General features: G+C 65.3%; 13 protein-coding genes. 12 read left to right on the top strand and 1 reads right to left on the bottom strand.

Going from position 1 to position 13,065, the window contains the following annotated elements:
- The first annotated feature begins 5 nt into the window (after positions 1–5).
- From JY500_RS02035 to ptsP, 12 genes are all read left to right on the top strand, one after another.
- Entirely contained in the window at positions 6–1,271 is a 1,266-nt protein-coding gene (locus JY500_RS02035) for a nitrous oxide reductase family maturation protein NosD (RefSeq protein WP_206254900.1), read from the top strand.
- Positions 1,252–2,154 carry an ABC transporter ATP-binding protein gene (locus tag JY500_RS02030; protein ID WP_206254899.1) on the top strand — a complete coding sequence of 301 codons (903 nt, stop codon included), beginning with the start codon at positions 1,252–1,254 and terminating at the stop codon, positions 2,152–2,154. The genes JY500_RS02035 and JY500_RS02030 overlap by 20 nt, the downstream gene beginning before the upstream one ends.
- The gene (locus JY500_RS02025) at positions 2,151–2,966 is read left to right on the top strand and encodes an ABC transporter permease (protein ID WP_246479748.1); all 816 of its coding nucleotides are present in this window, start codon (positions 2,151–2,153) and stop codon (positions 2,964–2,966) included. Before JY500_RS02030 ends, JY500_RS02025 begins: the two co-directional genes overlap by 4 nt.
- Positions 2,963–3,469 (top strand): nitrous oxide reductase accessory protein NosL, encoded by a 507-nt coding sequence (locus JY500_RS02020; protein WP_246479747.1) that lies wholly within the window; start codon positions 2,963–2,965, stop codon positions 3,467–3,469. Before JY500_RS02025 ends, JY500_RS02020 begins: the two co-directional genes overlap by 4 nt.
- A 45-nt stretch (positions 3,470–3,514) precedes the next feature.
- Positions 3,515–4,783 (top strand): Eco57I restriction-modification methylase domain-containing protein, encoded by a 1,269-nt coding sequence (locus JY500_RS02015; RefSeq protein WP_206254898.1) that lies wholly within the window; start codon positions 3,515–3,517, stop codon positions 4,781–4,783.
- A gap of 61 nt (positions 4,784–4,844) precedes the next feature.
- On the top strand, positions 4,845–6,137 hold the full coding sequence (gshA, locus tag JY500_RS02010; protein ID WP_206254897.1) for a glutamate--cysteine ligase: 1,293 nt from the start codon (positions 4,845–4,847) through the stop codon (positions 6,135–6,137).
- Positions 6,134–7,066 (top strand): glutathione synthase, encoded by a 933-nt coding sequence (gene gshB / locus JY500_RS02005; protein WP_206254896.1) that lies wholly within the window; start codon positions 6,134–6,136, stop codon positions 7,064–7,066. The genes gshA and gshB overlap by 4 nt, the downstream gene beginning before the upstream one ends.
- A gap of 108 nt (positions 7,067–7,174) precedes the next feature.
- The gene (locus JY500_RS02000) at positions 7,175–8,065 is read left to right on the top strand and encodes a GH12 family glycosyl hydrolase domain-containing protein (RefSeq protein ID WP_206254895.1); all 891 of its coding nucleotides are present in this window, start codon (positions 7,175–7,177) and stop codon (positions 8,063–8,065) included.
- 106 nt (positions 8,066–8,171) lie between these two features.
- Positions 8,172–9,218 carry an FAD:protein FMN transferase gene (locus JY500_RS01995; RefSeq protein ID WP_206254894.1) on the top strand — a complete coding sequence of 349 codons (1,047 nt, stop codon included), beginning with the start codon at positions 8,172–8,174 and terminating at the stop codon, positions 9,216–9,218.
- Positions 9,219–9,297: 79 nt separating this feature from the next.
- Complete coding sequence (locus JY500_RS01990; protein WP_172201380.1) at positions 9,298–9,705, top strand: PTS sugar transporter subunit IIA; 408 nt, start codon at positions 9,298–9,300, stop codon at positions 9,703–9,705.
- A complete protein-coding gene (locus tag JY500_RS01985; RefSeq protein ID WP_206254893.1) occupies positions 9,692–9,961 on the top strand; it encodes an HPr family phosphocarrier protein in 270 nt (89 codons plus the stop codon). Before JY500_RS01990 ends, JY500_RS01985 begins: the two co-directional genes overlap by 14 nt.
- On the top strand, positions 9,961–11,709 hold the full coding sequence (gene ptsP, locus JY500_RS01980) for a phosphoenolpyruvate--protein phosphotransferase (RefSeq protein WP_206254892.1): 1,749 nt from the start codon (positions 9,961–9,963) through the stop codon (positions 11,707–11,709). Before JY500_RS01985 ends, ptsP begins: the two co-directional genes overlap by 1 nt.
- Positions 11,710–11,731: 22 nt before the next feature.
- Here ptsP and JY500_RS01975 read toward each other — a convergent pair whose 3' ends face one another.
- Positions 11,732–13,051 (bottom strand): patatin-like phospholipase family protein, encoded by a 1,320-nt coding sequence (locus tag JY500_RS01975; RefSeq protein ID WP_206254891.1) that lies wholly within the window; start codon positions 13,049–13,051, stop codon positions 11,732–11,734.
- Positions 13,052–13,065: the final 14 nt, after the last annotated feature.

The raw sequence follows: 13,065 nt of genomic DNA, 5'->3' as shown, positions 1-13,065 counted from the left end.
AGCGCATGTGCTCCGCCCTTCGCATCGCCTTCCTGTCGATCACGCTGCTGCTTGCCGGCACGGCCGCTGCCGCCGAACTGCATGTGGCGGCCGGCGAGTCGATTGCGGCGGCGATCGTGCGCGCCCAGCCGGGCGACACGATCCGCGTGGCGCGCGGCCAGTATCACGAGCACCTGCGGATCGAAAAGCCGCTCACGCTGATTGGCGAGAACATGCCAACGATCAGCGGAGACATGTCGGGGGATGTGATCCGCATCGTCTCGCCCGACGTGCGCGTCGAAGGTTTCGTGGTGCGCGATTCGGGTGACGACCTCGCGAAGCAGCAGGCTGGCATCTACATCCAGCCGGGCGCGCACCGCGCGGTGGTGCGCAACAACCAGCTCGCCTACAACCTGTTCGGGCTGTGGATCGAGAAGGCCAACGACGTGGTGGTGGAAAAGAACCGCATCGCCGGCAAGCGCGACTACCTCTCGCCCAACCGCGGCAACGGCATCCAGCTCTACAACACGCAGGGCGCGAAGATCCTCGACAACCACATCAGCTACTCGCGCGACGGCATCTATGTCGACGTGTCGCACCACGCGCTGTTCCGCGGCAACGAGATCCACGACAGCCGCTACGGCACGCACTACATGAACTCCTACTTCAACACCTGGGAGAAGAACTTCGTGCACCACAACCGCGGCGGGCTCGCGCTGATGGAGGTGCATGACCAGGTGGTGCGCAACAACATCGCGTGGGCCAACACCGATCACGGCATCATGCTGCGCACGATCCAGCGCGCCGAGGTCAGCGGCAACATCATCGCCGGCAACGGCCGCGGCTTCTTCATCTACGACGCCCAGGACAACACCCTGACCGGCAACCTCGTGGTGCGCAACGAAGTCGGTGTGCACCTGTCGGCCGGCTCCTGGCACAACCAGGTCGACGGCAACGACTTCATCGGCAACCACGAAGGCGTGCGCTACGTTGGCGCGAAGGACGAGGTGTGGGGGCCGAAAGCCGGCAACCACTGGAGCGGCTACCTCGGCTGGGATCGCAACGGCGATGGCCGCGGCGACGTACCCTTCGAAGCCGCCGACCTGGTGGACCGCCTGATGTGGCGCTACCCCGCGGCCCGCGTACTGCTCAACAGCCCGGCGGTCGAAACCCTGCGCCTTGCCGCCCGGCAGTTCCCGGTGCTGCGCGCACCCACCGTGGTGGAACCCTCGCCTGCGATGCGCCCCCGCCACCCAGAATGGAGATACTGGCTTGAACGCGCCCGCCATTGAACTCACCGGCGTCACCAAGCGCTTCGGCGAAGTGGAAGCCGTGCGCGGCGTCTCACTTGCCGTCGCACCCGGTCGCACCTTCGGCCTGATCGGCCACAACGGCGCCGGCAAGAGCACGTTGTTCCGCATGATGCTCGGGTTGATCGTGCCGGACGCCGGAACGCTGCGCCTGCTCGGCGAGCCCAGCGACGGCGCGCGCTTCCGCGAAGTGCGCCAGCAGATCGGCTACCTGCCCGAACACGTCGCGCTGTACGACAACCTGAGCGGCCTCGAAACCCTGCGCTTCTACGCCAAGCTGCGCGGCGCGGCGCGCGCCGAATGCGATGCGGCACTGGAACGTGTCGGCCTCGCCCATGCGGCGACACGCAAGGTGCGCGGTTACTCGAAGGGGATGCGGCAACGGCTCGGTTTTGCGCAGGCGCTGCTGGGCAAACCGAAACTGCTGTTTCTCGACGAGCCCACGAACGGGCTGGACCCGCAGGCGATCCACGATTTTTACCGCGTCATCGCCGAGCTCAAGGCCGAAGGCGCAACCGTGGTGCTGACCTCGCACATCCTCGCCGAGATCGAGCAGCGGGTGGATGAGGTGGCGATCCTGCGCGAAGGCCGCATCGTGGCGCAGGGCAGCGTCGCCGAACTGCGCGAACGGGCCGAGCTGCCGGTGCGGCTGATCGTTCGGGTGACGGCCGAAGCACGCGAGCGACTGATCGCAACGCTGGGCGCTAGCGCGGAAGACGCGGCCCATGTGGCGTTGAGCGTGAATCGCGGCGACAAGCTCGCGCGCATCGCTCAGTTGGCGGCGGAGCCGGGCGTCAGCGACCTGCGGCTGGTCGAGCCTTCGCTCGAAGCCGTGTTCCTCGAACACTCGCAGGAGGCCGCATGAACATCGTGCTGCAACAGATCACCGCGATCGCCGGCAAGGAATTCCGCGACCGCGTGCGGAACCGTTGGGTGTGGGTGATCGCCACGGTGTTCGCCGGCTTCGCGCTCGCAATTGCCTACTTCGGTGCCGCGAGTGAAGGCCAGGTCGGCTTTCGCGGCATCGACGTGACGATCGCAAGCCTCGTCTCGCTGGTCACCTACCTGATCCCGCTGATCGCGCTGGTGCTGGGCTTCGACGTGATCGTCGGCGAACGCGAGCGCGGCACGATGGAACTGCTGCTTGCGCTACCGGTGACGCGCGGCGAGGTGCTGGTCGGCAAGTTCGTCGGGCTTGCCGCCACGCTGACGGTGGCCACGGTGCTCGGCTTCGGGCTGGCCGGCGCGGCCTTCCTCACCGCGGGTGGCGACGCGTTGTTCCACTACGCCGGCTTTGTTGCGTCGGCGATCCTGCTCGGGCTGGTGTTCCTCGCGATCGCGGTACTGCTGTCGGTACTGGCAAGCGACCGCGCGCGCGCCTCGGGCTACGCGGTCGGCGCCTGGTTCCTCTTCGTCATCGTGTTCGATCTGGTGTTGCTCGGCGGCCTCATCGCCCTGGGCGGCAGCGGCGCAGGTGACGCCCTGCCCTGGCTGCTGCTCGCCAACCCGACCGACGTCTTCCGCATCCTCAACGTGTTCAGCCTCGACCAGGTCGGCGCGCTGTACGGCCTGGCCACCGTCTTCCCGCCCGCGCTCGCCAACCCTGCGGTGCTCGGCGGCGTGATGGCCGGCTGGATCGCCGCACCGCTGGCCCTTGCCTACTGGAGATTCAAGTGAAACCCCGTTTCCGCATCCTGACCCTCGGCCTGTTTCTAGCCCTGGCCGCCTGCAGCAAGGCACCGGTCGACGACAAGCCGGCTTCCATCGCGCGTGGCGACGCGTGCTCGCTGGACGGCATGACGCTGGCCGACTTCCCCGGCCCCAAGGGCCAGATCGTGTGGGCCGACGGCCAGCACGACTTCTTCTGCGATACGCGCGAGATCATCGCGACCCTGCTCAAGCCCGAACAGCAGCGCGCAATGAAGGGTGCCTATGTGCAGGACATGGCGAAGACCGACTGGGACAAGCCGCAGGACGCGTGGATCGACGCGAAGGCCGCCTTCTACGTGCAGGGCTCCAAGCGCCACGGCAGCATGGGCCCGACGCTCGCGAGCTTTGCCGAACGCGGCGCAGCCGACGCCTTCGCACAGCAATACGGCGGCAAGGTGGTGGCCTACGCCGAGATCAAGCCGGACGCCGTGAGCATGGACGGCGGCATGGACCACGACCAGAAGATGTGAGCCCACGCGGGGCAGCCGGTCGGCTTGTGGGACAATGCCGCCCCGATGAACACCGTCTGCAGCCCCGCGCCCACCCGCCCCGATTTGCCCGACTTCGACGTTGCGCAACTCGGACAAGTCTTCACGCCAGAATCGGTCGTGCAGGCGATGCTGGCGCTGCGGCAGCGCCACGGACGCGTGCTGGAGCCCTCCTGCGGCAACGGTGCCTTCCTGCGCCATCTGCCAGGCGCGGTCGGCATCGAACTCGATCCGCGCCATGCCCCGCCGGGCGCCCTGGTCGGCGACTTCTTCGCGCTGCCGGTACATGAGAAGTTCGACACCATCATCGGCAACCCACCGTACGTCAGGCACCAGGACATCGCCGCCAGCACCCGTGCGCTGCTGCCCAACGCGCTGGGCTTCGATCGCCGCAGCAACCTGTTCCTGTTCTTCATCGCCAAATGCCTGGATCACCTGGCCACGGGCGGTGAGCTGATCTTCATCACCCCGCGCGACTTCCTCAAAGCCACCAGCGCACGGCCGCTGAACCGGCTGCTGCATGCACGCGGCACGATCACGCATGTGATCGAACTGGGCGACAAGAAGAGCTTCGATGGCGCGCTGCCCAACTGCCTGATCTGGCGCTTTGTCGAGGGCGATTTCTCGCGCCGCACTGCGCTGATCGACGCCGCCCACCACCGCACGCTCGACGACGCGCTGGCCGCGGCCGCGCGCGGCGACTGGGAGATGCGGGACTTCGTCGAACACGCCGGGCAGCTCGCCTTCGTGCGCGACGCCCACGAGGTACCGCTGACCGAGGTGTTTGCGGTGCGCGTCGGTGCCGTGTCCGGCGCAGACCCGATCTTCGCCGACCCGCAGCACGGCACCCGCGATTTCGTCTGCTCGCGCACCCGCACCAGCGGCGAGACGCGCCGCATGATCTGGCAACCCGAGTCACCCCACCCGGCCTTGCTGCCGCACAAGACCGCGCTGCTCGCACGTCGCATCAAGCCCTTTGGCGAAGCGGACTGGTGGCAGTGGGGACGCGGCTATCCGCAAAGCAGCGCGCCGCGCATCTACGTCAACCACCGCACCCGGGTTGCGGAACCTTTTTTCCTGCACGACAGTCCCCATTTCGACGGGGCGGTACTTGCGCTTTTCCCGCATCGCCCCGATGTAGGGCTGAATGTGCTGTGTGCGATGCTGAACGCGGTCGACTGGGCGGAGCAAGGCTTCGTCTGCGACGGCCGTTTCATCTTCGGCCAGCGCGCGCTGCAAAACGCCCGCCTGCCGGCAGCGTTTGCGGCTTTTGCACGGAACCCCGACAGCGCCTGAGCGCCGACCCGCGCCGCCTCGTCGGGGTTAAACTTGGCGCCCCGACCGAGGAGACACCCCAATGGTCCCGCATCTGACGACGGCCCTGACCGGACCGCTTCTGGAACTCGAACGCTGCTTCCTCGATAACGCCACGAGCATCGAGGCCTGGCTGCGGCAACAATGGCTCGATCACATGCCGCCCTTCTACGGGTCGGTCGATCTGCGCAACGCCGGCTTCAAACTCGCGCCGGTGGACATGAACCTGTTCCCGGGCGGCTTCAACAACCTGCATGAGAGCTTCCTGCCGCTATGCGTGCAGGCCGCGCAATCGGCAGTCGAGCGCATCTGCCCGGACGCGTCGAAGCTGCTGCTGGTACCCGAGAACCACACGCGCAACCAGTTCTACCTGATGAACGTGGCGCGGCTGGCGAACATCCTCGGCCACGCGGGCCTGAAGGTGCGTATCGGCAGCCTGCTGCCCGACATCACCGAACCGACCACGCTCGATCTGCCGGACGGCCAGAAGCTCACGCTCGAACCGCTGGTACGCAAAGGTGATCGCCTGGGCCTGAAGGACTTCGACCCCTGCGCGGTGCTGCTGAACAACGACCTCTCGGCCGGCGTGCCGACAATCCTGAAGGATCTCGATTCGCAGTGGGTGATACCGCCGCTGCACGCGGGCTGGACCACCCGCCGCAAGTCGATCCACTTCGCCGCCTACGACCGCGTTGCCGAGTCGTTCGCGAAGATGCTGAGGATCGATCCATGGCTGATCAACCCCTACTTCGGCCGCTGCGGGAAGATCGACTTCCATGAGCGTGTGGGCGAGGAATGCCTGGCAGCGCAGGTCGATGCCACGCTGACGAAGATCCGCGCAAAGTACGCCGAGTACGGCGTCGAGGATCAGCCTTTCGTGATCGTCAAAGCCGATGCCGGCACCTACGGCATGGGTGTGATGACCGTGCGCGATGCGTCGGAAGTGACCGGCCTCAACCGCAAGCAGCGCAACAAGATGTCGGTCATCAAGGAAGGCATGCAAGTCAGCGAGGTGATCATCCAGGAAGGCGTGCATACCGTCGAACAGGTCAATGGCGGCGTCGCCGAACCGGTCGTCTACATGCTCGACAAGTACGTCGTTGGCGGCTTCTACCGCGTCAATACCGAGCGCGGCATCGACGAAAACCTCAACGCGCCGGGCATGCGCTTCGAGCCACTCGCGTTCGAAACCTGCTGCAATACACCTGACTGCGCACAAGCCCCCGACGCAGCACCGAACCGCTTCTACGCCTACGGCGTGGTCGCGCGGCTGGCGCTGCTCGCCGCCTCGGTCGAGCTGGAAGAAACCGCACCGGCCGAACTGGAACTCGCATGAAAATCGCCTTCATCGTCGATCCGCTCGAAGGACTCAAACCCTACAAGGATTCGAGCATCGCGATGATGCGGGCGGCGCAGGCGCGCGGGCACCAGGTGTTCGCGATCCTGCGCAAGGATCTGCGGCTGCGCGATGGCATCGTCAGCGCGCGCGCAGTGCCGCTCACGCTGGCCGCCGACAATCACGACTGGCACACGGCGGGTGAGCCCGGCGACTTCGCACTGAGCGCCTTCGATGCGGTGTTGATGCGGCAGGACCCGCCTTTCGACTTCGAGTACATCACCGCCACCTGGCTGCTCGAACGCGCCAAGGCGCAGGGCGCGAAGATCTGGAACGACCCGCGCGCGGTGCGCGACCACTCGGAAAAGATCGCAATCACCGAGTTCTCGCAATTCACCGCGCCCACGCTGGTCGCCCGCGCCACGGAAGACATCGACGCCTTCATCGAAGAGTTCGGCGACGTGATCCTCAAACCGCTCGATGGCATGGGCGGCAGCGGCATCTTCCGCGTACGCCGCGACGATCCGAATCGCAACTCGATCATCGAGATGCTGGGCCAGCTTGGCAGCCAGACCATCATGGCGCAACGCTACATCCCGGCCATCAGCGCGGGCGACAAGCGGATACTGATCATCGGCGGCGAAGTCATGCCCTACAGCCTTGCGCGCATCCCGAAGGCCGGCGAATCGCGCGGCAACCTAGCCGCCGGCGGCCGCGGCGTGGCGCAAGCACTGTCGCCACGTGACCGCGAGATCGCCGAAACACTCGCGCCAGTGCTCTGGGCACGCGGACTTCTGATCGTGGGCCTCGACGTCATCGGCGATTACCTCACCGAGATCAACGTCACCAGCCCGACCTGCATGGTCGAGATCGAGGCGCAGACCGGCTGTATGGTGGCAACGAAGGCGATAGAGGCGCTGGAGCCCTGAAAACGCCGCGGCCTGACGACGCGACACTGATCCGACTGTGGCGTTTTCCCTTTCAGAACATCGTCACTGAGCTAATGTTTGCGTTTGCCTATACCAAAGAGGTGTTGGATGAACGCGCATATCCGCCTGCTTCCCGCCCTTGCCCTTGCGCTGATGTTGTGCGCCTGTGGCGGCGGAGATGAAGGCACAACGAACGACCAGAACGGGATTGCGGACTTTAACGTCTCAAGTCCATCTGTGGCTCCACGCGTGCCGCAGTCCCAAGATCTCTCCGGCCAGGAGTTCTGCAAAGACCAGGCCAACGGCCGTCTCGGCTCATACTTGCTGGTAAACAACAACTGGAACAAGGGGGCCGTCACCAACTATACAAGTTGCCTGACGATGAGACCTGGCGCTGACGGCAGCGTAAGCCCAACTTGGCGCTGGGATTGGCCACTGAGTAGCAACGAGTCGATACACGCGTTTCCGGAGCTTTTTTTCGGACAGAACCCTTGGTTCTCCAGCTCCACAACTGCGGCACTGCCTCGGGTCATCAACACGATCAAGGATGTCACCGCGCGTTTCGGCGCACAGGTCACACACTCGAACAACGGCGGCGGCAATTTCGCCTTCGACATCTGGATCACGAAGGCAAGCATTCTCGCACCAGGCGCCAGCAACCTACCGCTCCATACGGAGCTCATGATCCTGCTGGACGAATGGGGCAACTTCTCACCAGTTGGCGACAAGATCGGCGAGACAACGATCGACGGACGCGACTGGAATGTGTACCAGATCACTGCAACATGGGGCCCCGGGCCGTGGCAGTTCGTCACCTACCAGCCCAAGCAAAAGCCCAGCTCACCTTATCAGGTCAGTGTGCGTCTATTTCTCGACGACCTGATAGCCCGCCGCGTCATTACCGGAGCCGAGTGGCTATCGTCGATCGACCTTGGAAATGAGGTCATCGCAGGGGCTGGGACAACTACATTGCAAGACTATTCAGTCGAAGTCCGCTGACTTTGGCGGCGGGGGCTGCGGTGCTCCAATTCTGAATCAAGCGCAATGCCGGGCGCTTTCAGGCAAGGTACATTCTGGTCGTCACCGAACCAAGAATACGCCGCCGATGCAACGCGCCCGACGACTCATTGCAGCCATTCTCTCCCTGTTCGCGATCGCGGGTTTGAGTGCCTGTGCTCGCTACACCGCCCACCATGAAGAATCCTTCGTCTTCGGCACTCGGGTTGAGATCACGACCTGGGGAGTGCCCGAGGCCAAGGCGCGCGAGGCCGTGGGAGCCGTGTTGCGCGAGTTCGACCGTATGCACCGGGCCTACCATGGCTGGCAGCCGTCGGAACTGACCGCACTGAACGAGGCGCTGGCCCGCGGCGAGACGGCGACGGTGTCGTCGGAGCTGGCCGGCATGCTGAGCGAAGCCAAGACCCTTGCGGCACAGGGCGGGCAGCTCTTCGATCCGGCGATCGGCAAATTGATCGGCCTTTGGGGTTTCCATCGCGACCAGTACGAGCCCGTCACCCCCGATCCGGAGGCGCTGCGGGCGGCCGTGGCTGCGCACCCGTCGATGGAAGATCTGACGATCGATGGCACCCGCGTCAGCAGCCGCAACCGTGCGGTGCAGCTCGATCTGGGTGGCTATGCGAAGGGCTGGGCTTTGGATCGCGCTGCAACCATCCTGCGTGACCAGGGCGTCGCCAACGCGCTGATCAACATCGGCGGAAACGTGCTCGCCCTGGGCGCGAAGGGCGAGCAGCCTTGGAAAGTCGGCATCCAGAATCCGCGCGGCGCCGGCGCGATTGCCGCGCTCCCGCTGAAAGACGGCGAGGCGATCGGCACCTCAGGCGATTACCAGCGCTTCTTCGAGCGTGACGGCCAGCGCTTCTGCCACCTAATCGATCCGCGTACCGGCAGCCCCGCGACCGAGACACGCAGCCTCACGATCCTGATCACAGCGCGGCCGCGTGCCGGCACACTGTCCGACGCAGCCAGCAAGCCGGCCTTCATTGACGGCGCACACTGGCGCCAACGCATTGCAGCCTACGGCATCGACCAGGGCCTGCGTGTGGATGCCGCGGGCCGCATCCAGGTGACCGAAGCACTCGCGCGGCGCATCGAATGGCTCAACGGCAGCAAGCCGGACGAGGTCGTCGAGTAATTGGCGCGACGCAGCACTTTGCCCGGCAGGGTGCTTTAGAATCGCAAGTTACCCTCTGCCCTGCAGACCGGAGTCAGGCATGCTCGGAATATTCCTCGTCACCCACGGCACGCTCGGCGAGTCACTGATCCAGTGCGCCTGCCATGTGCTGAACCGGCGTCCGGCGCAGATCGCGCAACTGGGCGTATCGGCAGCGGACGACCCGCTCGACGCGCTGCCAACAGCACGCGCGCTGATGCAGACCGTGGACAGCGGCGATGGCGTGATCGTGCTCACCGACATCTACGGGGCCACGCCGAGCAACATTGCCCTCAAGCTCCTCAAGCCCGGCGTCGTAGAAGGCCTGGCAGGCGCAAACCTGCCGATGCTGCTGCGAATCCTCACCTACCGCGAAAAGAACGACATCCACACCGTGATCACCAAGGCGATTGCGGGGGGTTGTGATGGCGTGCTCCATATGAAAGTGGATCGGGATGCCAAGAACTGAAGTCGAGATCGTCAACAAGCTCGGTTTGCACGCGCGCGCGTCGGCCAAGCTCACGCAGGTCGCGAGCGCGCATGAATCGGAGGTTTGGCTCGAACGCAATGGGCGTCGTGTCAACGCCAAGAGCATCATGGGCGTCATGATGCTCGCCGCCGGCAAGGGGGCGAAGGTGATCATCGAGACCGAGGGCTCGGACGCCGACGCCGCCATGCAGGCGTTGGTCACCCTCGTGGCAAACCGGTTCGGCGAGTCCGAGTAATGCCGCAAACGGTGGCACGGCCGGAATCGGTCTCCTTTGCGCTGCATGGCCTGCCGGTCTCGCACGGGATCGCGATCGGCTACGCCCACCTGATCTCGCATGCGCTGCTGGAAGTGCATCACTATGTGGTGTCGCCCAAGGCCACCGCGAAGGAACTGGCCCGGCTTGACGATGCCATCGCCGCGGTCGGCGCCGAACTCGACGTGCTCCGCCAGACGCAAAGCGCCGCGGCGTCTGAAGTCGCCGTGTTCGTCGACCTGCAGCGCATGTTGCTGCAGGACCCGCTGCTGATCGAGGAAGCCCGCGAGCATATCCGCACCCGCCGCTGCAATGCGGAGTGGGCGCTGGTGCAGCAGATGGAAGTGCTGGTCGAGCAGTTCGACGCGATCGAGGACGCCTACCTGCGCGAGCGCAAGGCCGACGTCGTGCAGCTGGTCGAGCGCCTCGTCAAGAGCCTGCTGGGCCACCCCGGCTACGTGCCGCCGAAACAAAGTGATGGCTTCGCGACGATCGTCGTCGCGCATGATCTGTCACCGTCCGACACGATCCATTTCAAGGACGCCAAGATCGCCGGTTTCGTGACCGACATCGGCGGCGCCACCTCGCACACCGCGATCGTCGCGCGCAGCCTGGCGATCCCGGCCGTAGTCGGCCTGCAGCATGTGCGCCACACCGTGAACGACGGCGATGTGCTGATTGTGGACGGCACGCGTGGCGTCGTGATCGTCGCGCCGGACGAGCGGGTGCTCGAGGAATACCGCATCCGCCAGGGGCAGCTCGAACTCGAACGCTCCAAGCTCAAGCGGATTACCAGCGCCACCGCACGTACGCTGGATACCGAACGCGTCTTCATCAAGGGCAACATCGAGCTCCCGCGCGACATGCAAGGCGTTCGCGAGGTCGAAGCCGACGGGGTGGGCTTGTTCCGCACCGAGTTCCTCTTCATGGGCCGCGACGAGCTGCCAGACGAGGACGAACAGTTCGAAGCCTATCGCAGCGTGCTCAAGGCCCTGCCAGGCAAGCCGGTGACGATCCGCACGCTGGACATCGGTGCCGACAAGGCGCTGCGCGGCATGGAGGTGCACGGCGATCAGAACCCCGCGCTGGGCCTGCGCGCAATCCGCTACTGCCTTGCTGAACCGCGCATGTTCCTGACGCAGCTGCGCGCGCTGCTGCGTGCCTCGCACTTCGGGCAGTTGCAGATCATGCTGCCGATGCTCGCGACGCTCGACGAAATCACGCAAAGCCTTGCGATGATCGAACGCGCGAAGGCCGAACTGCGAGCCGAGAAAGTGAAGTTCGCCGACGGCGTACCGATCGGCGGCATGATCGAGATTCCCGCCGCCGCGCTGTCGGTCGGGCTGTTCACGCGCAAGCTCGATTTCCTCTCGATCGGCACCAACGACCTGATTCAATACACGCTGGCGATTGACCGCACCGACGCGGCCGTGTCACACCTGTACGACCCATGGCACCCGGCTGTGCTGATGCTGATCCATCGCACGATCCAGGCCGGTAACCGGGCGGGCGTCCCGGTCTCCGTGTGTGGCGAAATGGCCGGCGACGTGGCCAACACCCGCTTGCTGCTGGGCATGGGGCTGCGCGACTTCTCGATGCACCCGACGCAGATCCTCGAGGTCAAGCAAGAGATCCTGCGTGCCCACACCGGCGAGCTGGCGGTGAAAGTCGGCAAGCTGATGAAGCTCGACGAGCCGGACAAGGTTCGCGAAGCCATCCAGCGGCTCTGAATCCGGCTCGCAGCCTGGCCGGTCAGACGGGTGTCGTCTTCGGCCGCCAGGCCTCCTGATAGGCGCCGATGAGGCTGGCGCGGGTGTCCTTGTAGCGTTCCCAGTCAAAACCTTCGAGGAATTCGAGCGCCGTCTTCGCGCCGCGATCGAACAGATCCAGCTTGGCCGCGTCACTGAGCTGGAAGTTCAACCAGTCGTGGTCGGCCGTATCGATGTAGGCCACCAGTTGGCGGAAGTCCGGGTTCTTCCGGATGAACTCGTAGTCCAGGCAGTGGCGCGATGAGTTGAAGGTCTGTGTGATCAGCTTCAGCGCGCCAGTGATGGTGTGGGCGCGTTCATCCCATTGCAGCTTCACGCCGAAGGTCGGCCGCGTCGGCACCTTGTGCGTGGAATGGAAGACATCGATCGGGAAGTTGGACAGCACGCCGCCATCCACGAACACCGCCTCCGGCGGCGGGAAGCCGATGTTGTCGTCGGCCACCAGCCCGCCCATGTCTTCCCACTGCTTCAGATGGCCCTCGTCGCGCAGGCTCAAGGGCACCCGCACCGGCTTGAAGAAGAGCGGGATCGACATCGAGCAGCGTGCATAGTCCGCCGGGTTCACCGCACCGACATCGGCCCAATACAGCGCGGCCATGCGCGGGAACTCGACCTTCGTTTCGGTCGCGATGTCCGCGGCCACCACACACAGATAGTCCTTCGCCGGGTCGAGCGGCGGCAGCGCATCCGCACCGTCGAGCTGCGAGGCACGGTGCCGCGTGCCATCGCGCAGGCGCCATCCGGCCGGCGTCGTACCCATGCGCGCCCGCAGCGCGGACGTGGTGGCGACCTCCTTGCCCAGCACCACGTCGCGCATCCAGGCATGGAAGCGTTCGCCGCGGTTCAGCCCGTGGATCTCGTTCATGTTGTCGACCACCTGCATCGCCTTCCAGATGCCCTTCGCGAGTCCCGGCCGCTTGAGCATGGTGTCGATGAAGTCGGGCGCGTCGTCGTCATCGTCGTCCTTGCCGTCGACGAAACTCGCCATCGGCATGTTGGCGACGATCTCGGTCAGGCGCTCGCTCTTCGCCTCGGCGGGCGTGCCCAGGGCAGCGAGCGCCAGCGCAGTGATCGAGCCGGCTGATGCGCCCCCAAGCCCGGAGAAGCGCAGCCCCGCCTGCTCCAGAATGTAGACGTAGCCGAGCAGCGCAACGCCCAGCACGCCGCCGCCCTCCATCACCAGGTCGACATACTGGTGGCCGGCGGCGTCGACCACGTCGCTGTAGATCCGCTGATCCAGCCCCCGGGCTTTGAGCAGAGCGACCGTCGGCTTCACGCAATCGAAGAACTGTTGTGCCTGCATGCTTGATCTCCTGT

It is taken from the genome of Niveibacterium microcysteis, from assembly GCF_017161445.1.
GTDB lineage: Bacteria > Pseudomonadota > Gammaproteobacteria > Burkholderiales > Rhodocyclaceae > Niveibacterium > Niveibacterium microcysteis.
The sequence above is the reverse complement of the archived record's forward strand: the minus strand, read 5'-3'. Positions and strand labels throughout refer to the sequence as shown.